General features: G+C 69.8%; 23 protein-coding genes. 12 read left to right on the top strand and 11 right to left on the bottom strand.

The window, feature by feature from the left end:
* Window positions 1-26: 26 nt before the first annotated feature.
* From BMY35_RS22700 to phnG, 7 genes are read right to left on the bottom strand one after another with little or no spacing between them, the layout of a single operon-like run.
* Window positions 27-1181: an alpha-D-ribose 1-methylphosphonate 5-triphosphate diphosphatase gene (locus BMY35_RS22700; protein WP_093204038.1), complete on the bottom strand. Its 1155-nt coding sequence runs from the start codon at window positions 1179-1181 to the stop codon at window positions 27-29.
* Window positions 1178-1894, bottom strand: coding sequence for a phosphonate C-P lyase system protein PhnL (gene phnL / locus BMY35_RS22695; protein WP_093204036.1), 717 nt, complete (start codon window positions 1892-1894; stop codon window positions 1178-1180). Before phnL ends, BMY35_RS22700 begins: the two co-directional genes overlap by 4 nt.
* Window positions 1894-2682: a phosphonate C-P lyase system protein PhnK gene (phnK, locus tag BMY35_RS22690; RefSeq protein ID WP_093204033.1), complete on the bottom strand. Its 789-nt coding sequence runs from the start codon at window positions 2680-2682 to the stop codon at window positions 1894-1896. Before phnK ends, phnL begins: the two co-directional genes overlap by 1 nt.
* Window positions 2679-3578: an alpha-D-ribose 1-methylphosphonate 5-phosphate C-P-lyase PhnJ gene (locus tag BMY35_RS22685; RefSeq protein WP_093204031.1), complete on the bottom strand. Its 900-nt coding sequence runs from the start codon at window positions 3576-3578 to the stop codon at window positions 2679-2681. Before BMY35_RS22685 ends, phnK begins: the two co-directional genes overlap by 4 nt.
* Window positions 3575-4666, bottom strand: a complete 1092-nt coding sequence (locus BMY35_RS22680) for a carbon-phosphorus lyase complex subunit (RefSeq protein WP_093204028.1) — start codon at window positions 4664-4666, stop codon at window positions 3575-3577. Before BMY35_RS22680 ends, BMY35_RS22685 begins: the two co-directional genes overlap by 4 nt.
* Window position 4667: 1 nt before the next feature.
* Window positions 4668-5294 carry a phosphonate C-P lyase system protein PhnH gene (gene phnH, locus BMY35_RS22675; RefSeq protein WP_093204026.1) on the bottom strand — a complete coding sequence of 209 codons (627 nt, stop codon included), beginning with the start codon at window positions 5292-5294 and terminating at the stop codon, window positions 4668-4670.
* On the bottom strand, window positions 5291-5794 hold the full coding sequence (gene phnG / locus BMY35_RS22670) for a phosphonate C-P lyase system protein PhnG (protein ID WP_093204024.1): 504 nt from the start codon (window positions 5792-5794) through the stop codon (window positions 5291-5293). The genes phnH and phnG overlap by 4 nt, the downstream gene beginning before the upstream one ends.
* A gap of 75 nt (window positions 5795-5869) precedes the next feature.
* On the opposite strand from phnG, the gene phnF reads away from it, so the two are divergent.
* The 4 genes from phnF to thiL are packed head-to-tail and all read left to right on the top strand — an operon-like array spanning window position 5870 to window position 8873.
* A complete protein-coding gene (gene phnF / locus BMY35_RS22665; protein ID WP_093204022.1) occupies window positions 5870-6625 on the top strand; it encodes a phosphonate metabolism transcriptional regulator PhnF in 756 nt (251 codons plus the stop codon).
* Window positions 6618-7328, top strand: a complete 711-nt coding sequence (locus BMY35_RS22660; protein WP_093204019.1) for a DUF1045 domain-containing protein — start codon at window positions 6618-6620, stop codon at window positions 7326-7328. The genes phnF and BMY35_RS22660 overlap by 8 nt, the downstream gene beginning before the upstream one ends.
* Complete coding sequence (gene phnN / locus BMY35_RS22655) at window positions 7325-7897, top strand: phosphonate metabolism protein/1,5-bisphosphokinase (PRPP-forming) PhnN (RefSeq protein ID WP_093204016.1); 573 nt, start codon at window positions 7325-7327, stop codon at window positions 7895-7897. The genes BMY35_RS22660 and phnN overlap by 4 nt, the downstream gene beginning before the upstream one ends.
* Before the next feature lie 19 nt (window positions 7898-7916).
* Window positions 7917-8873 (top strand): thiamine-phosphate kinase, encoded by a 957-nt coding sequence (gene thiL, locus BMY35_RS22650; protein ID WP_093204014.1) that lies wholly within the window; start codon window positions 7917-7919, stop codon window positions 8871-8873.
* A 122-nt stretch (window positions 8874-8995) separates the two neighbouring features.
* On the opposite strand, the gene BMY35_RS22645 is transcribed toward thiL, so the two are convergent.
* Both BMY35_RS22645 and BMY35_RS22640 read right to left on the bottom strand, forming a co-directional pair.
* Entirely contained in the window at window positions 8996-9706 is a 711-nt protein-coding gene (locus BMY35_RS22645) for a DUF3053 domain-containing protein (RefSeq protein WP_093204011.1), read from the bottom strand.
* Window positions 9707-9740: 34 nt separating this feature from the next.
* Complete coding sequence (locus BMY35_RS22640; RefSeq protein ID WP_093204009.1) at window positions 9741-10637, bottom strand: LysR family transcriptional regulator; 897 nt, start codon at window positions 10635-10637, stop codon at window positions 9741-9743.
* A gap of 97 nt (window positions 10638-10734) precedes the next feature.
* Here BMY35_RS22640 and BMY35_RS22635 point away from each other — a divergent pair, with 97 nt between their 5' ends.
* Window positions 10735-11754, top strand: a complete 1020-nt coding sequence (locus tag BMY35_RS22635; RefSeq protein WP_093204007.1) for a tripartite tricarboxylate transporter substrate binding protein — start codon at window positions 10735-10737, stop codon at window positions 11752-11754.
* A 20-nt stretch (window positions 11755-11774) separates the two neighbouring features.
* Window positions 11775-13490, top strand: a complete 1716-nt coding sequence (locus BMY35_RS22630) for an FAD-dependent oxidoreductase (RefSeq protein ID WP_093204005.1) — start codon at window positions 11775-11777, stop codon at window positions 13488-13490.
* A 6-nt stretch (window positions 13491-13496) separates the two neighbouring features.
* Here BMY35_RS22630 and BMY35_RS22625 read toward each other — a convergent pair whose 3' ends face one another.
* Entirely contained in the window at window positions 13497-14963 is a 1467-nt protein-coding gene (locus tag BMY35_RS22625; RefSeq protein WP_093204003.1) for an MFS transporter, read from the bottom strand.
* Between the two features lie 202 nt (window positions 14964-15165).
* Here BMY35_RS22625 and BMY35_RS22620 point away from each other — a divergent pair, with 202 nt between their 5' ends.
* Together BMY35_RS22620 and BMY35_RS22615 are read left to right on the top strand one after the other, a co-directional pair.
* The gene (locus BMY35_RS22620) at window positions 15166-15678 is read left to right on the top strand and encodes a phosphatidylglycerophosphatase A family protein (RefSeq protein WP_371287189.1); all 513 of its coding nucleotides are present in this window, start codon (window positions 15166-15168) and stop codon (window positions 15676-15678) included.
* Window positions 15679-15683: 5 nt separating this feature from the next.
* Window positions 15684-16208: a CinA family protein gene (locus BMY35_RS22615; protein WP_240652295.1), complete on the top strand. Its 525-nt coding sequence runs from the start codon at window positions 15684-15686 to the stop codon at window positions 16206-16208.
* A 33-nt stretch (window positions 16209-16241) separates the two neighbouring features.
* Here BMY35_RS22615 and BMY35_RS22610 read toward each other — a convergent pair whose 3' ends face one another.
* The gene (locus tag BMY35_RS22610) at window positions 16242-17426 is read right to left on the bottom strand and encodes an Acg family FMN-binding oxidoreductase (protein ID WP_093203998.1); all 1185 of its coding nucleotides are present in this window, start codon (window positions 17424-17426) and stop codon (window positions 16242-16244) included.
* Between the two features lie 100 nt (window positions 17427-17526).
* Here BMY35_RS22610 and BMY35_RS22605 point away from each other — a divergent pair, with 100 nt between their 5' ends.
* The 4 genes from BMY35_RS22605 (at window position 17527) to BMY35_RS37785 (ending at window position 20306) form a co-directional block, all read left to right on the top strand.
* Window positions 17527-18423 (top strand): LysR family transcriptional regulator, encoded by an 897-nt coding sequence (locus BMY35_RS22605; RefSeq protein WP_093203995.1) that lies wholly within the window; start codon window positions 17527-17529, stop codon window positions 18421-18423.
* A gap of 34 nt (window positions 18424-18457) precedes the next feature.
* On the top strand, window positions 18458-18955 hold the full coding sequence (locus BMY35_RS22600; RefSeq protein ID WP_093203991.1) for a nuclear transport factor 2 family protein: 498 nt from the start codon (window positions 18458-18460) through the stop codon (window positions 18953-18955).
* Window positions 18952-19272: a GNAT family N-acetyltransferase gene (locus tag BMY35_RS22595; RefSeq protein WP_093203989.1), complete on the top strand. Its 321-nt coding sequence runs from the start codon at window positions 18952-18954 to the stop codon at window positions 19270-19272. Before BMY35_RS22600 ends, BMY35_RS22595 begins: the two co-directional genes overlap by 4 nt.
* 137 nt (window positions 19273-19409) lie before the next feature.
* Window positions 19410-20306: a hypothetical protein gene (locus BMY35_RS37785; RefSeq protein WP_143080714.1), complete on the top strand. Its 897-nt coding sequence runs from the start codon at window positions 19410-19412 to the stop codon at window positions 20304-20306.
* Window position 20307: the final 1 nt, after the last annotated feature.

Below are 20307 nucleotides of genomic sequence, written 5' to 3'. Positions count from 1 at the left end.
CGGCGACGACGAAATGTCAGGGCGGTTCAGACCACCCTTCGGCCTTCGCGCCACACGCCGCGCACCACCGGGTATCGCGCGCCGTCGGGCAGCGTGCACATGCGCACCTGCACCAGGTCGGCGCGCAGGCCGACCTCGAGCGCGCCGCGATCGTTCAGGCGTGCCGCGCGCGCCGGCGTGCGCGTCACCATGCCGACGGCTTGCGGCAGCGTGACGATCCCGTCATGCACCAGCCGCATCGCGGCGCCCAGCAGGCTGCTGGGCACGTAGTCGGAGGAGAGGATGTCGAGCAGCCCGTGGCGCGCCAGCTCGGCCGCCGCGACGTTGCCGGAATGCGATCCGCCACGCATCACGTTCGGTCCTCCCATCACGTTCGAGAGGCCCAGCCCGTGCGCTGCGCGTGCCGCGGCCAGCGTGGTCGGGAACTCCGACATGCTCGCGCCCTCGGCGTGCGCCTGCTCCACGTGCGCCACCGTGGTGTCGTCGTGGCTTGCGAGCGCGATGCCGTGCGTGCGGCAGTATTCGACGAAGTAGCGCCGATGCGGCAGCGCGTACTCGGCCTGCAGTGCGCCGGCCTGCGCCACGCGCTCGTCGAACTTGCTGTCGCTCCAGCCCTTCTTTCCGGTGTAGTAGACGCGGGCGATCTCGATGTTCTCCCACTGCCGCTGGCCCGGCGTGTGGTCCATCAGCGAGATCAGCGACAGCCGCGGATGGCCATGGAAAGGCTCGAACAGCTCGACCGTGTTGGGCGCAGGCAGCTCGCAGCGCACGTGCAGGTGGTGGTCCGCGCGCAGCAGGTCCTGCGCGGCGCAGGCGTCGAGCGTGGTCAGCGTCGCCTCCCAGGTGCTGCCGCGCACGCTGTCGGGGTCGGCCTCGCCCACGCCGAGCGCATCGAACACCGTCGTGATGCCGGCGGCGGCCATCTCTGCGTCGTGCGCCAGCAGCGCGGGCAGCGGGCCCCAGTGCACCTTGGGGCGCGGCATCAGGTGACGCTCGAAGTTGTCGGTGTGCACTTCCACGAGGCCGGGCAGCAGGAAGTCGCCGTCGAGGTCGATGGTGCCTTCGGCGGTGGGGCCGCTGTCGATGCTGGCGATGCGACCGCCGTAGACGGTGAGCGCACCCGAAACCACCTCGCCCGGCAGCACCATGCGTGCGTTGGCGAATACCGTCGTCGTGCTCATGGCCGGCTGCTCCTGAAGGCGCCCACGTCGACACGGCGCGTCGCGACCGCGGCGCCGACCTCGGCATCGTGAAAGATCCCCACCGTGGCCGCGCCGCGCGCGGTGGCCTCGCGGATCAGCGAGATCACGGTGTCGGTGTTGGCCGCATCGAGCGAGGCGGTCGGCTCGTCCAGCAGCAGCAGCGGCTTGGGCTTGATCATGTTGCGGGCGATGTTGATGCGCTGCTGTTCGCCGCCCGAGAAGGTCGCGGGCGGCAGGTGCCAGAGCCGCTCGGGAATGCGCAGGCGCGCGAGCCAGCGGCGGGCCTCCTCGCGCGCGGCCTCGATGGCGGCGGGGTCGTCGCCCGCGTCCTCGGCCAGCGGCTCGGCCACCACGTCGAGCGCCGGCACGCGCGGGATCACGCGCAGGAACTGGCTCACGTAGCCGATGGTGTCGCGCCGCAGGCTCACCATCTCGCGCGGCGTCGCCTGCGTCACGTCGACCGGGCCGGCGGGCGACTGCACGGTGATGCGGCCCGCGCTCGCGCGGTAGTTGGCATAGACCAGCTTGAGCAGCGTGCTCTTGCCGAGGCCGGAGGCGCCGTCGAGCACCACGCACTCGCCGGCGGACACGCTCAGGTCCACGTCGTCGAACACGGGCAGCTCGAGGCTGTTCTGGCGGTGCAGCGTGAAGCGCTTGGCCACGCCCTGGAGTTGAAGCATCGGAGGAGCCATCATGGTTGCAGTACCGAGGAAACGAGCAGTTGGGTGTAGGCGTGCTGCGGGTCGTCCAGCACCTGGTCGGTGAGGCCGGCCTCGACCACGCGGCCCTGCTGCATCACCAGCATGCGGTGCGCGAGCAGGCGCGCCACCGCCAGGTCGTGCGTGACGACGATGGCCGCGAGCTGCATCTGCCGCGTCAGCTGGCGCAGCAGGTCGAGCAGGCGCGCCTGCACCGAGACGTCGAGGCCCGAGGTGGGCTCGTCCATGAACACCAGGCGCGGCTGCGTCACGAGGTTGCGCGCGATCTGCAGGCGCTGGCGCATGCCGCCGGAGAAGGTGCGCGGCGCGTCGTCGATGCGCGCCGGGTCGATCTCGACGCGGCCCAGCCATTCGGCCGCAGTGGCGCGCAGGCGGCCGTAGTGGCGCTCGCCCAGGCCCATGAGCCGCTCGCCGACGTTCGCGCCGGCGGACACGTCCATGCGCAAACCGTCGGCAGGGTTCTGGTGCACGAAGCCCCAGTCGGTGCGCGCGAGCATTCGCTGCTGGGCCTCGGTCATCGAGAACACTTCCTGCAGGCCGCCGCCGCGCACCTGGAACTCGACGCTGCCCGCATCGGGCTTGTCGCGCGCGGCAATGGCATTGAGCAACGTCGACTTGCCGGAGCCGGATTCGCCGACCACCGCGAGCACCTCGCCGGGCCAGAGGTCGAAGGAAGCGTCGTGCAGCGCCACGCGCTCGCCGTAGCGCTTGGCGATACCGCGCACGCGCAGCAGGGGAGATTTCGTGTCGGGGGCGTTCATGCAAGAGCCTGTTCGGGTTCGCTGCGGGGCGCGGGAGCCTGGGGCTGCTGCTCCTGCCGGCGCGAATGGCAGTGGTCGGAGTCGGAGCACACGTGCATGCGGGTGCCACGGTCGTCCGTGATGATTTCGTCGAGGAAGCTGTCGGTCGCGCCGCACAGCGCGCAGGGCACGTCCCAGCGCTGCACCTCGAAGGGGTGGTCGTCGAAGCAAAGGCTCTCGACGGACGTGTAGGGCGGCACGGCGTAGATGCGCTTCTCGCGGCCCGCGCCGAAGAGCTGCAGCGCGGGGTTCATGTGCAGCTTGGGGTTGTCGAACTTCGGGATCGGCGAGGGCGACATCACGTAGCGGCCGTTGACCAGCACCGGATAGTCGTAGGTGGTGGCGATGTGGCCGTAGCGCGCGATGTCCTCGTAGAGCTTGACGTGCATCAGGCCGTACTCGGCCAGCGCGTGCAGCGTGCGAGTGGCGGCCTCGCGCGGCTCCAGGCGCTGCATCGGCTCGGGCACGGGCACCTGGTAGACCATCACCTGCCCTTCGGCCAGCGGCGCCTCGGGAATGCGGTGGCGGGTCTGGATGAGCGTGGCTTCGACGGTGCGCGTGGTGGTCTCAACGCCTGTGGTGCGCTGGAAGAAGCGGCGGATGTTCACCGCGTTGACGGTGTCGTCCGAGCCCTGGTCGATGACTTTGAGCACGTCCTTCGGCCCGATGACCGCGGCCGTGACCTGGATGCCGCCCGTGCCCCAGCCGTAGGGCAGCGGCATCTCGCGCGAGCCGAAGGGCACCTGGTAGCCGGGGATGGCCACGGCCTTGAGGATGGCGCGGCGGATCATGCGCTTGGTGCGCTCGTCGAGGTAGGCGAAGTTGTAGCTGCTGCTGGTGTTCGTGTCGGCGGTCATTGCGGGTCTTCTCCTGCGCCGTTGGCGCGCATCTTTCGCACGACCTCGAGTTCGGACTGGAAGTCGACGTAGTGCGGCAGCTTCAGGTGCTGCACGAAGCCCGAGGCCTCGAGGCTGTCGCTGTGCGAGAGCACGAACTCCTGCATCTGCGCGGGTGCCTCGACGGGCTCGCCCAGTTCCTCGGCGCGCAGCGCACGGTCGACCAGGCTCATGGCCATCGCCTTGCGCTCGCTGTGGCCGAAGGCCAGGCCGTAGCCGCGCGTGAACTGCGGCGGCTCGGTCTTGCTGCCGGCGAACTGGTTGACCATCTCGCATTCGGTGAGCGCCATGTCGCCGATGGAGATGGCGAAGCCCAGCTCCTCCGGCACGATCTCCAGCTCGGCCGTGCCCACGCGGATCTCGCCGACGAAGGGATGGCTGTGCGAGTAGCCGCGCTGCGTCGAATAGGCCATGGCCAGCAGGAAGCCCTCGTCGCCGCGCGCGAGGTTCTGCAGGCGCGTCGCGCGGTCGGCAGGAAAGCGCAGCGGCGTGCGCGTGAGGTCCACGGGGGCCGGGTCGCCGGGCGGTACTTCGTGCGTTTCGATGAGGCCTTCGTGGTTCAGCAGGTCGACCACGCGCGGCGTGAAGGCAGGAGCCTCGGCCGTCGGTGTCGCAGCGGGTGCGGCGGCCTGCTGCTGGCCGTTCGCGAGCAGCGTGAAGTCGAGCAGGCGCTGCGTGTAGTCGTAGGTCGGGCCCAGCACCTGGCCGCCGGGCAGGTCCTTGAAGGTGGCGGAGATGCGGCGGTCGAGCTGCATGCGCGCCGTGTCGAGCGCAACGCTGCAGCCCAGGCGCGGCAGCGTGGCACGGTAGGCGCGCAGCAGGAAGATGGCCTCGACCACGTCGCCTGCCGCCTGCTTGATGGCGAGCGCGGCGAGTTCGGGGTCGTACACCGAGCCTTCGGTCATCACGCGGTCGACGGCGAGCCTGAGCTGCTCGCGGATCTGCTGCACCGACAGCTCGGGCGTGTCTGCATTGCCGCGGCGCTGTTCGGCAAGCAGCCTGTAGCTGTTGAGGATGGCGGTCTCGCCGCCCTTGACTGCAACGTACATCTCAAGCCTCCTGTTCGATGCGCGTGGTGCGCGGAAGGCCGACGATCTGCCCCGGCGCTGCCAGGAACATGTCGACGCCGCGCGGAAAGGCCGCGTGGTTGGCGGACCACTGCGCGGCGAAGGGCGTCGCGCCGGTGCGCGGCAGGCCTTCGACGGCGACCGATTCGCTGTCGCGGATGCCGGGGCCGCGCAGCTTCCATGCGGCGGCACCGCCTTCGGCGAGGCCGGCCACGTCGACCACGCAGGTCGTCGACTGGTCGGGATAGGCGTCGCTGCCCTGCGCGAAGCTGTCCAGGCGCGGGCATTCGTCGCCCTGCGCCACCCATGCGAACTGCGCGGCCTCGGGCTTGTCGACCAGCACGCAGCCGGTGTGGAAGCGCAGCCAGGCGGCTGCGTCGCTGCCGGCGAGGGAAGGCGAGAGCCAGAGCGTGCAGTCGGGATCGAGCAGCGCGAGCAGCAGCGCGGCGGAAGCGGGGTGGCCGCGCGACGGTGTCTGCGCGTCGTGCGCGAGGGCGACCACGCGGCCGGGATGCGACAGCGCATGCAGCGCCGTGCGGAACACCGACTGGCTGCCCAGTGCCGCGTCGGAGAAGCCGGCGCCCAGGGTGGAGAGATCGAGCGCGCTCATTCGGAATCGTCCTCGCCTTCGGCATCGCCGGCTTCGCGCGCGACGGTGAAGAACTCGACCTTGCTGCTCTGCGCGCTGGCCTGGCGGCGTGCGCGCAGCTGCTGGAGATGGCGGCGCACGGGAGCGAGCAGCTGGGCATCCAGCGCCGGCTGGCGTTCCGGGTCCTGCAGCAGCGCGTCGGCCACGGCGGCCAGTTGTGCATGCCGATGCGAACGGCCCATGACGTAGGCGACGCCGACTGCGGAGCCGGCCTCGCCCAGGCGCAGCGCGCAACGCGTGACCGTGACTTCGCCGAGGTTGAAGCGCTCGCCCGAGCCGCCCGCGCGGCCCTGCACCATCACGAGGCCGGTTTCCGGCGCGCGCAGCCACTGCGGCGTACCCTGCGCATGAGCACCGAGCGCCGGCTCGAGCAGCTCCAGCGGAGCCCGCGCCAGCGTGGCCATCCACTGGGCGCGATCCAGCGGGCGCCCGGGCGGTTCCGTGTCAAAAGCATGAAACATGTAAGTGATACTCTCAAAGTTGTATAGACAAATTCAACAACCGGCGCGAGCTTAGAGAGCGCTCAAGACGACTTCATGACAAGCACTACAAGTTCTTCCGCATCGCTTCCCGCCCGCCCGCCGCGCGACAGCTTCTGGACCCGCATCGCAGCCGACATCGCCGACGCCATCGCGCGCGGCGTCTATCCGCCGGGGCAACGGCTTCCTCCCGAACACGCACTGGCCGAGCAATACGGCGTCAACCGCCACACCATCCGCCGCTCGCTGGCCGACCTCACGAGCCAGGGCCTGCTGCGCGTGACGCAGGGCAGCGGCACCTACGTCGAGGAATTCGCGATGGACCTCGCGCTGGTCAAGAGGCCGCGGCACCACCAGCGCATGGCGCTGGCCGGCCTGCGCGGCGCACTGAGCGTGGTTGCGGCCAGCACGGTTCGCGCAACCGCAGCACAGGCCCGCGCGCTGGACGTGGCGACGCGCAGCACGCTGCTGTGCCTCAATGTGATCGGCGATGCCGAAGGACAGCCGCTGCATTTCAGCGAGCGCTTCTTCCCGTTGCCGCGCTTCGCGACGCTCGAGGATGTGGTGCGCGAGACCGGCTCCATCACCGCGGGCTTCGCGGCCCACGGCGTGGACGACTACACGCGGCGCGACAGCCGCATCACCGCGCAGATGCCCGAGCCCACGGTGGCGTCCCACCTGCGCCAGCCGGTGACGCGGCCGGTGCTCTTCGTCGAGAGCGTCAACATCGACACCGCCGCCGTGCCCATCGAATACGCCCGCACCTGGTTCGCGGGAGATCGCATCTCGCTGACGGTGACCCACGATGAGTGAACACCGCTACGCCGCCTACTTCGCGCCGCCGGTCGAAAGCGCATGGTGGGAGGCCGGCAGCCGTTGGCTGGGCCGCTGCGCGGCGAGCGGGCGCACATGGCCGCTGCCCGACATCGCGGGAGCGCCCGCCCAGCTCCAGCAGAAGCTCACCGCCGCGCCACGGCGCTACGGCTGGCACGCCACGCTCGCGGCGCCCTTCGTGCTGAAGCCCCGGTTCACCGAGGCGGAGCTTCGCGCCGGCATGCAGGCGCTCTGCCGCACGCTGGAGCCCTTCGATATGCCCGCGCTCGAAGTCGCGCTGCTCGACGACTTTCTCGCGCTCGTGCCCGCTCGCCCCGACGCATCGCTGCGCGCGGCGGCCGATGCCTGCGTGATGCAGCTGCACGCCTTCGCCGAGCCACTGCCACCTTCGGAGCTCCAGCGCCGCCGCGCGGCCGGCCTCACGCCCGAGGAAGACGCGCTGCTGCTGCGCTGGGGCTATCCCTTCGTGATGGACCGCTTCCGCTTCCACATGTCGCTGACCGGGTCGCTGCACGGCATCGAGCCGGATGTCGTGGCGGCCTTGCAGGCGGCGGCACAACAGCACTTCGCGCCGCTGCTGTCATCGCGGCCCCCACTGCGCTTCGAGGCCATCAGCCTCTTCGCCGAGCCCTCGTCCGGGGCCGACTTCATGTGCCTCGCGCAGATGGGGCTGGGCCGATGACCGGCCGTCTCGTCTACGTGGCCGGCCCTTCCGGCGCGGGCAAGGACAGCCTGCTCGGCTGGCTGAAGGATCACCTTCCGCACGACGCCCCTGTCGCCTTCGCCCGCCGAACCATCACGCGCGCCGCGGCCGCCGGCGGCGAGCAGCACGACAGCGTCGACCTGCCCGACTTCCTGCGGCTGCGCGAAGCCGGCGCCTTCGGGCTCGACTGGGAAGCCAACGGGCTGTGCTACGGCGTGCGCCATGCCGAGCTGACGCCGCCGCGCGACGGCGGCACCGTCATCGTCAACGGATCGCGCGCCTACCTGCCCGAAGCCGCGCGGCGCTTTCCGCGGATGACGGTCGTGCACGTCACGGCCAGCGTGGAGACCCTGCGCCGCCGCCTGACGGCACGGGCGCGCGAGTCCGCCGAGATGGTGGAAGCCCGCGTGCAGCGCGCGCTCGATTTCCGCATTCCGCCGGGGCTGGTCGCCATCGAGATCCACAACGAGGACGTTCTTGCGGACGCCGGCGCCCGGCTGATGCAGGCGCTGAGCCTGCCGCGCAGGGAATTCCATCCGGCGGCGTAGCGCTTATGCTCTCACCCCCATGGGTGAATTCGACCTGATCGCACGCTACTTCAAGCGCCCCGCCACGCGCTCCCCGCTCGGCGTGGGCGACGACTGCGCACTGCTCGCGCCGGCTCCCGGCATGCAGCTCGCCGTCTCCTCCGACATGCTCGTTGAAGGGCGGCACTTCCTTTCCACCGTCGATCCGGCCCGGCTGGGCCACAAGGCGCTGGCGGTGAACCTCAGCGACCTGGCCGCCTGCGGCGCGAAGCCGCTGGCCTTCACGCTCGCGCTGGCGCTGCCCGGCGTGGACGAGCCCTGGCTCGAAGGCTTCTCTCGCGGGCTGCTCGCGCTGGCCGACGCGCACGGCTGCGAGCTGGTGGGCGGCGACACCACGCGCGGCCCGCTCAACATCTGCATCACGGTGTTCGGCGAGGTGCCGGCCGGCGCAGCGCTGCTGCGCTCGGGCGCGCGCGCGGGCGACGACATCTGGGTGAGCGGCACACCGGGCGAGGCGCGGCTGGCCCTCGAGGTGTTCCGCGGCACGATCGCGCTGCCGGCGGACGCCTTCGACACGGCGCGCAGGCGCATGGAGCAACCGACGCCGCGCGTGGCGCTCGGGCAGGCCCTGCGCGGCATCGCCTCTTCGGCCGTGGACGTGAGCGACGGACTGATCGGCGACCTGGGCCACATCCTCGCATCGAGCGGCGTGGGCGCCACGCTGGACGCCGACGCGGCCACCGCGCTGATCTCGGTCGACACCGGCAACCTGGGCGAGGAACTGCGCCGCACCTGCGCGCTCTCGGGCGGCGACGACTACGAGCTGGTCTTCACCGCGCCCGCCTCGGCGCGCAACGCGGTCGGGCAGGCAGGCATGGACAGTTCCACGCGCGTCACGCGCATCGGCCGCATCGAGGCCGACGCCGGCCTGCGCATCGTCGACGCGGCCGGCGCGCCGGTGTCACAGCGCTTCGGCTCGTTCGACCATTTCGTCTAGTTTTCCTGCAATCCCTCTCTTTCGGGAAACACCGAGGAACCGGCTTTGCCGGGGGCCTCAGGTGTTGCCCCCGGAAGGGGGTTGGCGAAGCGACACGAAGTGCGCGCAGCCTGGGGGAGAGCCTATCCTCCGCGCACCACCGCCTGCATCTTCTGCTGAGCGGCGTTGATGGCCGCCGACTGGCCGTTGAGCTGCTGCAGCATCTTGTTGAGCTCGGCCTGCACGGCAGGGTCGGTCACGGCGACGCTGCTGCCGCTGATCTGGATCTTCGACTTGTTCTTCTCCAGGAAGTCGCCGATGGCCAGCGCGCTGTCGAACACCTTGTCGAGCGCGGGGAACACTTCCTTGAAGGTGGCGGAGGGCGTGGTCACGGTCTTCTCGAAGGCCTTGTCGTAGACCTGCTTCAGGTCGTCGGGCTGCTTGAGCTGCGCGTGCGCGGCATCGGCCTTGGCGGACTGCTGGTCGAGCGCGGTGCGCAGGCCCGTGAGGCCGTCCTTCGCGGCCTTGAGGTCGTCGCGGCGCGCGGGCAGGTCGGCGATGGAACGCAGCGCGCCCTTGGCCATGATCTGCGTCATGGGCTGGCTCACGGACTTGTTCATGCCTTCGTTGAAGTCGGTGATCACGGCGTAGTGCTGCGCGTAGTCGCCGAAGGAGGCTTTTTCTTCCGCGGTGGGCACCGGCACACGCAGGCCGGGCTTGTCGAGCACGCGGGTCTGCAGGAAGGAGATGAAGGCCTTGCGCTGCTCAGCCTCCTTGTTGCCGCAGGCCACCAGCGCGAGGCTGAAGGCGACGAGGAGCGTCATGGCCCCGAGACGTTGAATGAAAGTTCTCATGGGCCGGGCCCTCCTGTTTGTTGTGCCGGAAAAATTATAGGGAGCGCTTCAGCGCATCGATGAAGGCTCGCGCCGCGGCCGATAGCGAATGGCCGCGCTTGGTGACGATGGAGATGTCGCGCGCCACGCGCGGCGAGCTCAGCACCTTGATGACCAGCGACGGGTCGGCCTCCGCGCGCGCGAAGGCCGAGGGCATGATCGACGCGCCCATGCCGGCGGCCGTCATCCAGATGGCGGTGGAGAGGAACGACACCTCGTTCACCACGTCGAGCGCCACGCCCGCCTCGGCCGCGGTGCCGTCGATGAGCGGCCGCACGCCGTAGCCCGGGCGCACCGTGATGACGGGATGGCCGCCCAGGTCGCTCCAGCGCACCACGCGGGCCTTGGCCAGCGGATGGTCGTCGCGGCAGACCACGGCGAGGTGGTCGCGCATGAGGCGCTGCACCTCGACCTCGGGGCCGGGCCGCTCGGGCGTGCCGATGCCGAAGTCCACGTGCTCGCCGATGATGCGCGAGACGAACTGGTCGGGCGCGCAGTCGTTCACCAGCACGCGCACGCCGGGATGCTGCTCGTTGAATGCGCGCATCGCGTCGGGCAGCAGGAAGGCCGCGAGCGTGGGCGTGATGGCGAGCGTGACGCGGCCGCGCTCGAGCGTGGCAAGTTCGCGGAAGTCGTTCGACAGCGAATCCACGTCGCGCAGGATGCGCTCGACCGTCATCATCATCTGCTCGGCCGCCGCCGTGGCCTTGAGCGAGCGCGTGGTGCGGTCGAACAGGCGCGTGTCCAGGCCTTCCTCGAGCTGGCGGATCAGCATGCTCACCGCCGACTGCGTGACGAACAGCCGCTGCGCCGCCGCGCTGAGCTTTTTCAGCTGGTAGACGGCGAGGAACGCACGCAGCTGACGGATCGTAGGACTGAAGTTCGTATTCATCAGCAAAGATGATATTTCATTAGAAATTTCTTGATTTACGAATGAATCCGGCCATCGTTCAATCATCGGAAAAACGCATCACATTCAAGGAGTCTCGATGGCAGCACCCCTTGCCCGCGGGAAGAGCGCGCGTCGCCGGCAGCTGCTGCTGGCCGCCGCCGGCGCGGCACTGACCGGCGGCACGGCGCTCGCGCAGGCGCCTTCCGCGCCGACCGGCGATTTCCCGAACCGGCCCATCCGCCTGGTCGTGACCTTCCCGCCAGGCGGCAGCGCCGACGCGGTGATGCGCATGCTGGTGCCCCGGCTCAACGAGAAGCTGGGCCAGCCGGTGGTGATCGACAACAAGCCCGGCGCGGGCGGCAACGTGGGGCTCTCGCTGGTGGCCAAGACGCCCGCCGACGGCTACACGCTGGGGCTGGGCGCGGCAGGCGCGCTGACCGCCAACGTCAGCCTCTATCCGCAGATGCCCTTCGATCCGGTGAAGGACTTCAAGCCGGTAGGCATGGTCGCTGCCACGCCCTTCGTGATCGTGGGACACCCTTCCATCGCCGCGCGCACGCAGCGCGAGCTGATCGCGCTGGCAAAAGCCAGCCCCGGCACTCTGTCGATCGGCCACGGCGGCAACGGCACGGCCATGCACCTGTCGGCCGCCCTCTTCGCGCAGATGGCGGACGTGAAGCTGGTGGAGGTGCCTTATCGCGGCTCGGGCCCGGCGGCGCTCGACGCCATCGCGGGGCAGATTCCGCTCGCGCTGGTCGACCTGCCCGCCTCGCTGCAGCAGATCAGGGCCGGCAAGCTGGTGGCCTTCGCGGTGACGAGCGCGCAGCGCGTGCCGATGCTGCCCGAGGTGCCCACGGTGGCCGAGGCCGGGCTCGCAGGCTACGACTCCACCGGCTGGTTCGGCGTGGTGGCGCCCGCCGGCACGCCAGCGCCCGTCGTCGCGCGGCTCAACGCCGAGATCAATGCCGCGCTCGGCGACGAGCAGATCAGGGCCTCGATGCGCAACCTCGGCGCGGAGCCCGCGCCGACCTCGCCCGAGGCCTTCGAGGCGTACATCCAATCCGAAACGAAGAAATGGGCGAAGGTGATCCAGACCGCCCGCATCAGGCTCGACTGACGACAGGCATCCGCCAGAACATGACCGACCAGAACCACACCTCAGCACTGCAGGCCGACGTGATGATCGTCGGAGCCGGCCCCGTGGGCCTCACGCTGGCCATGGACCTCGCCTCGCGCGGCGTCTCGGTCCTCATCTGCGAGACGCGCCGCTTCGCCGAGCCGCCGAACGTGAAGTGCAACCATGTCGCCTCGCGCACCATGGAACAGTTCCGCCGCCTTGGCGTGGCGCAGAAGCTGCGCGACGCGGGCCTGCCGGCGGATCATCCGAACGACGTGGTGTTCCGCACCACCGTGACGGGCACCGAGCTCACGCGCATCCCCATCCCCTGCCGGCGCGACCGCTACACCGAGACCGAGGGCCCCGACGCATGGTGGCCCACGCCCGAGCCGCCGCACCGCATCAACCAGATCTACCTGGAGCCCATCCTGCTGAAGCACACGGCCGCGCTGCCGGGCGTGCAGCTGCTCAACCGCACGCAGTTCGCGGGCTTCACGCAGGACGACACCGGCGTGACCGCGATCGCCACCGACATGGACAGCGGCGTGACGCGCAGCATCCGCTGCCGCTACATGGTGGGCTGCGACGGCGGCTCCTCGGCGGTGCGCAAGCAGATCGGCGCGAAGCTCGAGGGCACGGCGGTCATACAGCGCGTGCAGTCGACCTTCATCCGCGCGCCGGGGCTGCGCGCGCTCATCCCGGGCAAGCCGGCATGGTCGTACTACGCGATGAACCCGCGCCGCTGCGGAACGATGTTCGCCATCGACGGGCACGAGACCTGGCTGGTGCACAACCACCTGAACGCCGAGGAGCCCGAGTTCGACTCGGTGGACCGCGACCGGTCGCTTCGAGAAATCCTCGGCGTGGGCCCCGACTTCGAGTACGAGGTCATCAGCAAGGAAGACTGGATCGGCCGCCGCCTCGTGGCCAACCGCTTCCGCGAGGGCCGCGTATTCCTCGCGGGCGACGCTGCCCACCTGTGGGTGCCGTACGCGGGCTACGGCATGAATGCGGGCATCGCCGATGCGCTCAATCTCTCGTGGCTGCTGGGCGCGGTGGTCCAGGGCTGGGGCGACGAGGCCATGCTCGACGCTTACGAGGCCGAGCGGCTGCCGATCACCGAGCAGGTATCGAACTTCGCGATGAACCACGCGCAGAAGATGATCCGCGCGCGCCGCGCCGTGCCGCAGAACATCGAGGAGCCGGGCGCCGCCGGCGACGTGCTGCGCGCCGAGATCGGCCGCGAGGCCTACGAGCTGAACGTGCAGCAGTTCTGCTGCGGCGGCCTGAACTTCGGCTACTTCTACAGCGGCTCGCCGATCATCATCCCGGACGGCGAGCACATGGCCCCGCCCTACTCCATGGGCGAGTTCACGCCCTCCACCGTGCCCGGCTGCCGCGCGCCGCATTTCTGGCTGGCCGATGGCCGTTCGCTCTACGACGCCTTCGGCCCCGGCTACACCATGCTGCGCTTCGACCGCAGCGTGGACGTGCGCCCGCTCGAACGCGCCGCGGCCGCCTACAACATGCCGCTCACGGTGCTCGACATCGAGACGGAGGAAGTGCCCAAGGCCTACACGCACCGCCTCGTGCTGTGCCGCGCCGACCAGCACGTGGCCTGGCGCGGCGCGCACCTGCCGGCCGAGGTCTACGACCTGGTGGGCATGCTGCGCGGCGAGGGCCAGCGCATCCGCGCGCGCCGCAAGGCGCTGGCCTGGGAAGGCGTGGTGGCCTGAGCCGCTTCACCAGTTGCGCCGCGCGACGACGCGATACGCGAGCCACGCGGCGGCCGCCGGCGCGAACGCAAAGCCCGCGAACAGCCACACGGCCGCCGACTTCGCGCCCTCCACGCCACCCGGCACGCTGAGCCCCGCCGCGTTCGCCACCAGCCCCGCCACCGCCGCGCCCACGGCCATGCCGTAGAGCTGCACGGTGGTGATCGAGGCCGAGGCCAGTCCCTGCTCGCCCTTCGGTGCCAGCGCCATCACGCGCGTGATGAGGTGCGGCCAGCCGATGCCCACGCCGAGCCCCACGGCCGCGAGCGCGGTTGCGATCAGCAACGTCTCGAAGCCGCCGCCGAAGAAGCCCGGCGAAGGCAGCAGGCACGCGAGCGCTGCGAGCCCCAATGTGCACGCCACCGGCCCGATGCGCAGCATGCGGTCGGCCTTCGCGCCGCTGCGGCCCGAGGACAGCAGCGAGCCCGCGCTCCAGCCGCCCGCCATCGCGGCCGTGAGATAGCCCGCCGCCAGCGGCGAGTGGCCGTGCAGCAGCTGCAGGAAGTACGGCACGAAGATCTCGGTGGTGCTTCCGATGAGCAGCAGCGCCACGCTCGCGTAGATGGCGCCCAGCGGCGCGCTCACGGCGTAGGCGCCGGCCGGCAGCACGCGCACGGCGGCTCGGCTGTCGATTCGCGTGGCTGCGAAGCCGATGGCCAGGCCCAGCGCGACGCCTGCCGCCTGCCAGGGGAGATCGGGCACCAGGCCGCTGGCGGCGATCACGAGCACCGAGGCGGCGAGCAGGCCGATCTGCAGCGCCGGCACGCGCGGCGGCGTGGCGGGCCGCTCGTGCTTCACGCCCATCGAGGGCCGCAGCTGCACGAGCACCAGCACTGCCTGCGCCGCCGCCACCGGCAGCAGGAACCAGAAGGCCCATCGCCAGTGCCCGGCCTGCGCGAAGAGCCCGCCCACGGCCGGCCCGCACAGCGTGGCCACGCCCCACATGCCCGACACCAGCGCCACCGCGCGCGGCCACAGCCGCTGCTCGAACACCAGCTGGATCAGCCCGTAGCTCAGTGCCGCGAGCAGCCCGCCGCCCAACCCCTGAACCGTGCGGCCCGCCAGCATCCACCGCATGGCCGGCGCGAGCGCGCAGCCCACCGAGCCGGCGCTGAACACCGCCAGCGCCGCCAGGCAGGCGCCGCGCGGGCCCAGCACCGCGAGCAGCCGCACCGACAGCGTGGCGCCGAGGATCGAGCCGATCACGAAGAGCGTGGTGCTCCAGGCGTACCAGTCGAGCCCGCCGATCTCGCGCACCACCGAGGGCAGCACGGTGGTCACGATGTGCACGTTGACCGCGTGCAGGGCGACGCCGCCGGTCAGGGCCAGGGCGCGCCAGCCGTTGCGGCCGCTGAACAGTTCGCCCCAGGCGGCGGTGGAAGAAGGAGCATGCAGAGCGGCGGACGAGACTGGAGAGGAAGGCATGGCAGGCATCGCGCTGGCGCGAGGATCGGATCGGAAGGAGCCCGGATACTAGGCGTCGCCCACCAATTAAACAATCTATTGCTTTGATAAATAAAACTGCGCCGACCCGGCCCCGCCGCAGATGCGCGAAACTCCTGCCCCGATGCAAGCCGTTTCCCCCAACTCTTCCTCTTCGTCCAACCCGACCTCCGGCGCCATGCCCCAACCCTCGATGCGCCGTGCCACGCTGAGCTTCCTGCTGTCCCACCCCGCGCACTTCATCGCGCTGGGTTTCGGTTCCGGCCTCTCGCGCCTCGCGCCCGGCACGGTGGGCACGCTGTGGGCCTGGGTCGCCTTCTCGGTGATGCAGCTGTGGTTCACGCCCGCCACCATCGGCTGGATCATCGCGGCCTCGCTGCCAGTCGGCTGGTGGGCCTGCACGGTGGCCGCGCGCGACATGAACGTGGCCGACCCCAGCCCCGTGGTGTGGGACGAGGTGGTCGCCTTCTGGATCGTGCTCTGGCTGGTGACGCCGGCCGGCCTGCTGGCGCAGACGGTGGCCTTCCTGCTGTTCCGCTTCTTCGATGCCGCCAAGCCCGGCCCGGTGGCCTGGGCCGACGGCCTGTTCAAGCCGCGCGACCCGGCGCAGGTGCGCTGGTGGCAGGCCGGCTTCGGCATCATCCTCGACGACCTGGTGGCCGCCTTCTGCACGCTGCTGGTCATTGCGCTGTGGCGCGCATGGTGACCCCGATGGATTCCTCGCTCTCCCCGACCACGGCGCTCGCGGACCAGGACACGGCCGGGCTGGTCGTGACCCTGGCCGACCTGCTGCAGAAAAAGGGCTGGATGCTGGCCACCGCCGAGAGCTGCACCGGCGGGCTGATCGGCGCGGCCTGTACCGACCTCGCGGGTTCGAGCGTCTGGTACGAGCGCGGCTTCATCACGTATTCGAACGAGGCCAAGACCGAGCTGCTGGGCGTGGACGCGGGCGTGATCGCCGCGCACGGCGCCGTCAGCGAGCCGGTGGCGCGAGCCATGGCCACGGGCGCGATCGCGCATTCGCCGCCCTCGCGCGTTGCGCTGGCGGTGACCGGCGTGGCCGGGCCCACGGGCGGCACGCCCGACAAGCCGGTGGGCACCGTGTGGTTCGGCTGGTCGGTCGACGGCGACGTGCGCACCGAGCGCCGCCGCTTCGACGGCGACCGCGCCACGGTGCGCGCGGCCACGGTGCACCACTCGCTGCAGACGCTGGTGGAGCTGCTGCTCGCGCGCTGAGCCCGCCGGCGCCCGGCACCGCTCCGCGCCGCTTCAGGCCATCATGAAACCCGCGAGCGCCCGGCGCGGCGCGGCGGGCACGGGCGCCATCGGGTAGCCGAGGCGGCAGATCATCTGCACCGTCGGGCCCTGCCTGTCGCCCGGGAGCGCGGTGCCCAGCAGCATGTCGTGCGCAGCCGCGCGGTGCGGCGCCATTTCCGCGAACTCCTCCAGCGGCTGGCTCATCGGGTGCATGCCCAGGCCCAGGTCGGTGGCGCGCAGCTGCTGGCGCATGTAGGCGCGGCCCGCCGCGATCTGCTCGGTGCGGCTGTTGCCGCGCGTGCTGAGCCAGACGAAGCCCATCGCGGTGTTGGCCTGGTCCTCGAACAGCTGCAGGGTGCGGCGAAACGAGAGGCTGTCCTCGGACGCGGGCGTGCGGCGGTCGAACTGCCCCAGCGCGACGGCGACGCGCAGCGCAGGGTCGTTGATCGAGAAGCCGTCGCGGTGCGCGAGGATCTCCTGCGGGCCGACGCGCAGCAGCTGCAGGTTTTCCATCGCTGTGCCGGGCGTGGTGAGCTCCACCCGCGCGGCCGCCGCGCAGAGCTTGCGCAGGGGCTGCACGCGCGCCATGTCCACCGTGCCGGCCGAGCTCACCATGCCGCCCGCGGACGCGATGGAGGTCAGGCCCTGCAGGATGTCGGCCGACACCGGCCGCGTGAGGTCGAAGCGCTGCTTGGGCGTGCGCCGCCGCAGCACCTGCGCGAACAGCGGATCGGGCACGCCGCCGCCCGCCAGCCGCAGCCGCGCCACCGGAACGTGCGGCCAGTGCCTCGGCTCGCCGGCCAGCTCGCCCTGCGGCCACAGCTGCACGCTGGCCTGCAGCCCCTGCTGGGCGAGCGCCATCACCAGCAGCTCGATGAAGGCGCCGTGGCCGATGACGATCTGGCGTCCGTACGGATCGGTCTCGGGCTGCACGCGCTCGCGGTCGCAATACACCACGATGGCGTCGGGCTCGCGCAGGTCGACCAGCCAGGGCTGGCGGTTGTAGGCGGTGGGGGCCGTCACGGCGTACGCGACGGCGCGCTTGCGCGCATCGGGCTCGTCGCCGGGGCCGTTCCATATCTCCAGCGCGGCCGCCGGCACGTCGGAGTTCAGCCACCAGGTTGCCAGCGCGGCCGCACCCGCCGCCACCACAACGCCGCCTCCCAGCAGCCGGATAAAGTTTCTTCGCTCATCCATCGGGCGGATTATCGAAAGCGGGGCAGCGATTAACAATCGCTTAAGCTTCCATAACTGCTATGCGGAACTGAATACCTGCCCGACACCCACCGGACCTCCGATGCGCTCCGAAAACGAACTCGGCTTCGACTGGCGGCTGGTGCGCGCATTCCTGGCCGCGCTCGACCACGGCAGCCTGCTCGCGGCCGCGCGCGCCCTGGGCGCGAGCCAGCCGACGCTGGGCCGGCACATCGCGGAGCTGGAATCGCAGCTGGGCGTGGTGCTGTTCGAGCGCACCGGCCGGGGGCTGCGGCCCACGGCCATGGCCACGCGTCTCGCGGAATCGGCCCGTGCCATGGAGAACGGCGCGCTCGCGCTGTCGCGCAGCGTCTCGGGCGCCAACGCGACCATCGCGGGATCGGTGCGCATCTCGGCGAGCCAGGCCACCGCGCGCCAGATGCTGCCCGGCCTGCTGGTGCGGATGCGGCAGGAGCTGCCCGAGATCCAGGTCGACCTGGTGTCGACCAGCGAGATCAGCAACCTGCTGCAGCGCGAGGCCGACATCGCCATCCGCATGACGCAGCCCACCGCGGCCACGGTGGTGGCGCGCCGCATCGGCACCTTCGCGCTCGGAGCCTTCGCCCATGTCGACTACCTGCGGCGCCGCGGCACGCCGAGGCAGACGACCGACCTGTACCGGCACGACGTGCTGGGCTACGACAGCATCGACACCATCGTCCGCATGTCGGCGCAGCTGGGCACGCCCTTGCTGCGCGAGCACTTCTGCTTCCGCACCGACGACATGGGCGCCTACTGGGAAGCGCTGCGCCTGGGCATGGGCATAGGCTTCGTCAGCGAGTCGCTCGCGCGCACCGACGGCTCGGTGGTGCGCGTGCTGCCGCAGCTGAAGATCAAGTCGCTGCCGGTGTGGCTCGCGGTGCACCGCGAGATCCACACCGACCGGCGCATCCGCGCGGTCTATGATTTCCTCGCGCGCAACATCCCGGCGTCGATCTGACGCCACGCCGCTCCGACCCACCCCAAGAGGCCTCATGACAGCAGCCACCAACGCCCAGACCATCGAGCGCTTCTACAGCGCCTTCGCGAAGCTAGACGCGCCGACCATGGAGGCCTGCTACGCCCCCGACGCGGTGTTCGACGACGAGGCCTTCTCGCTGCGCGGACGGCGCGAGGTGGGCGGCATGTGGCGCATGCTGGCCGGCGGCACCAAGGCCAAGGGCGCCGACGTGTGGAAGCTGACCTGGCGCGACGTGAAGGCGAACGACGACGGCACCGGCAGCGCCCACTGGGACGCGCATTACCGCTTCACCGCCACCGGCCGCATCGTCGACAACAGCATCGACTCGCGCTTCACCTTCACGCCCGAGGGGCTGATCGCCACGCACCGCGACAGCTTCCCGTTCTGGACCTGGTCGCGCCAGGCGCTCGGCACGCCGGGCCTGCTGCTAGGCTGGAGCCCCATGCTGCGCAACAAGGTGCGCGCCACCGCGGCAGCCAACCTCGCAACCTTTCTCGCACGACAGCCATGAGCACCAACGACACCGCCCTCGCCTTTTCCAACAACGAAGCACAGCACCGCTACGAGGCCGCGCTCGACGGCAAGCTGGCCGGCTACGCCGAATACAACCTGCTGACCGACGCGATCATGTTCACCCACACCGAGGTGCTGCCCGAATTCGAGGGCAAGGGCGTGGGCTCGGGCATCGCGAAGCACGTGCTCGGCGAGGCTCGCGCGAAGGGGCTGCACGTGATTCCGGTGTGCCAGTTCATCGCGGGCTATATCCGCAAGCACCGCGAATACGTCGACCTGGTGCGGCCGGACATTCAACGAGCGTTCAAGATCTAGGCGACGGGGATCTGCTGAATCCTGCCAGTTCAGCCTGACAACAAAGTGGCTCGCATCCACTTTCAATCACAATTGTTTCTTCCTCTGTTTGCTTGTTTTTTTGAGACCATCGAATGCCAAAGAAGGAGGGCATTTAGATGGCTCAAGAGTTAGAAAAGACGGAAGAGTTAGCCGCAATTCCGGACGTACCGCCGACCAATTCCGTTCAGAAGGCAGCATGGATAAGTTTGGGCGCTATCGTCTCGGTAGCCTCAATACTTGCCATCGTTTTGGCCGCTCTCGGTTATGGCGTCGCCCTATCGGTCGAGAGCAAGTTCGGCCTTCCCCATGCAACGATCTACGCATCAACCTTCGAGCTGATCGACCTCTCCAGTGTTGCGATAACGACGTTAATCAATGCCGGATCATCAATCCTTTTTGATATTGATTTTTGGGGGAAGGTAGTCTCAAGCATTGGAGGATGGGGCATCGGCCTTGTCGCTCTTTGGGCTGCAATGCTGCTTGTGATTCGCAAATGGCGGTGGCAACTGCCCCGCCGCCCCTCGCTGCGACGTGCCGACACATGGCTCAGAACACCGTCACGCGAAGATTCATTGCCGCAGTTCTTTAAATCCCTGGTCGCGTGGCCCACTGTCTCCGCGGCAATTCTCTTTGCAACGTTGTGGTCAGCAATAGTGGTATCTGCGGCGATACCGTCCTTGTTGGCTATTGTGCCGGTGTTTGGATACGAGCTCGGGCAGAGGCATACCAAAGACTGGGTTATCGGGGTAAACGCGTGCATGCCACTTTTCCCTCGCGATATCCGGGAAAAAGGAATCCCACGCTCCACAAAGAAAGCCCTTCGAGTTGTCAATTGCGTAGCGCTATCAAAGGACGGAAAAGTCTTCGCTGAAGGAGTCGTGGTGCTCGCGACGTCGTCGTCCGTTGTGCTCTATGCGCCTCTCACCGGTGCAGTCAGGCGAGAGCGAACAGATGGAGTATCGATAGAAGTGATCGACAACGCGTCTTGGTTCAATCGCAAATCAACGCCTTGAT

Source organism: Variovorax sp. YR750 (assembly GCF_900109805.1).
Lineage (GTDB): Bacteria > Pseudomonadota > Gammaproteobacteria > Burkholderiales > Burkholderiaceae_C > Variovorax > Variovorax gossypii.
The sequence above is the reverse complement of the archived record's forward strand: the minus strand, read 5'-3'. Positions and strand labels throughout refer to the sequence as shown.

Coding starts and splice junctions, on each gene's coding strand:
- thiL (WP_093204014.1), top strand. CDS start 7,917: ATGGGTGAATTCGACCTGATCGCACGCTACTTCAAGCGCCCCGCCACG.
- BMY35_RS37785 (WP_143080714.1), top strand. CDS start 19,410: ATGGCTCAAGAGTTAGAAAAGACGGAAGAGTTAGCCGCAATTCCGGAC.
- BMY35_RS22700 (WP_093204038.1), bottom strand. CDS start 1,181: ATGAGCACGACGACGGTATTCGCCAACGCACGCATGGTGCTGCCGGGC.
- BMY35_RS22625 (WP_093204003.1), bottom strand. CDS start 14,963: ATGCCTGCCATGCCTTCCTCTCCAGTCTCGTCCGCCGCTCTGCATGCT.
- BMY35_RS22630 (WP_093204005.1), top strand. CDS start 11,775: ATGACCGACCAGAACCACACCTCAGCACTGCAGGCCGACGTGATGATC.
- BMY35_RS22595 (WP_093203989.1), top strand. CDS start 18,952: ATGAGCACCAACGACACCGCCCTCGCCTTTTCCAACAACGAAGCACAG.
- BMY35_RS22680 (WP_093204028.1), bottom strand. CDS start 4,666: ATGTACGTTGCAGTCAAGGGCGGCGAGACCGCCATCCTCAACAGCTAC.
- BMY35_RS22620 (WP_371287189.1), top strand. CDS start 15,166: ATGCGCCGTGCCACGCTGAGCTTCCTGCTGTCCCACCCCGCGCACTTC.
- BMY35_RS22640 (WP_093204009.1), bottom strand. CDS start 10,637: ATGAATACGAACTTCAGTCCTACGATCCGTCAGCTGCGTGCGTTCCTC.
- phnH (WP_093204026.1), bottom strand. CDS start 5,294: ATGAGCGCGCTCGATCTCTCCACCCTGGGCGCCGGCTTCTCCGACGCG.
- BMY35_RS22645 (WP_093204011.1), bottom strand. CDS start 9,706: ATGAGAACTTTCATTCAACGTCTCGGGGCCATGACGCTCCTCGTCGCC.
- BMY35_RS22610 (WP_093203998.1), bottom strand. CDS start 17,426: ATGGATGAGCGAAGAAACTTTATCCGGCTGCTGGGAGGCGGCGTTGTG.
- phnG (WP_093204024.1), bottom strand. CDS start 5,794: ATGTTTCATGCTTTTGACACGGAACCGCCCGGGCGCCCGCTGGATCGC.
- BMY35_RS22600 (WP_093203991.1), top strand. CDS start 18,458: ATGACAGCAGCCACCAACGCCCAGACCATCGAGCGCTTCTACAGCGCC.
- BMY35_RS22615 (WP_240652295.1), top strand. CDS start 15,684: ATGGATTCCTCGCTCTCCCCGACCACGGCGCTCGCGGACCAGGACACG.
- phnN (WP_093204016.1), top strand. CDS start 7,325: ATGACCGGCCGTCTCGTCTACGTGGCCGGCCCTTCCGGCGCGGGCAAG.
- BMY35_RS22635 (WP_093204007.1), top strand. CDS start 10,735: ATGGCAGCACCCCTTGCCCGCGGGAAGAGCGCGCGTCGCCGGCAGCTG.
- BMY35_RS22660 (WP_093204019.1), top strand. CDS start 6,618: ATGAGTGAACACCGCTACGCCGCCTACTTCGCGCCGCCGGTCGAAAGC.
- phnK (WP_093204033.1), bottom strand. CDS start 2,682: ATGAACGCCCCCGACACGAAATCTCCCCTGCTGCGCGTGCGCGGTATC.
- BMY35_RS22605 (WP_093203995.1), top strand. CDS start 17,527: ATGCGCTCCGAAAACGAACTCGGCTTCGACTGGCGGCTGGTGCGCGCA.
- phnF (WP_093204022.1), top strand. CDS start 5,870: ATGACAAGCACTACAAGTTCTTCCGCATCGCTTCCCGCCCGCCCGCCG.
- BMY35_RS22685 (WP_093204031.1), bottom strand. CDS start 3,578: ATGACCGCCGACACGAACACCAGCAGCAGCTACAACTTCGCCTACCTC.
- phnL (WP_093204036.1), bottom strand. CDS start 1,894: ATGGCTCCTCCGATGCTTCAACTCCAGGGCGTGGCCAAGCGCTTCACG.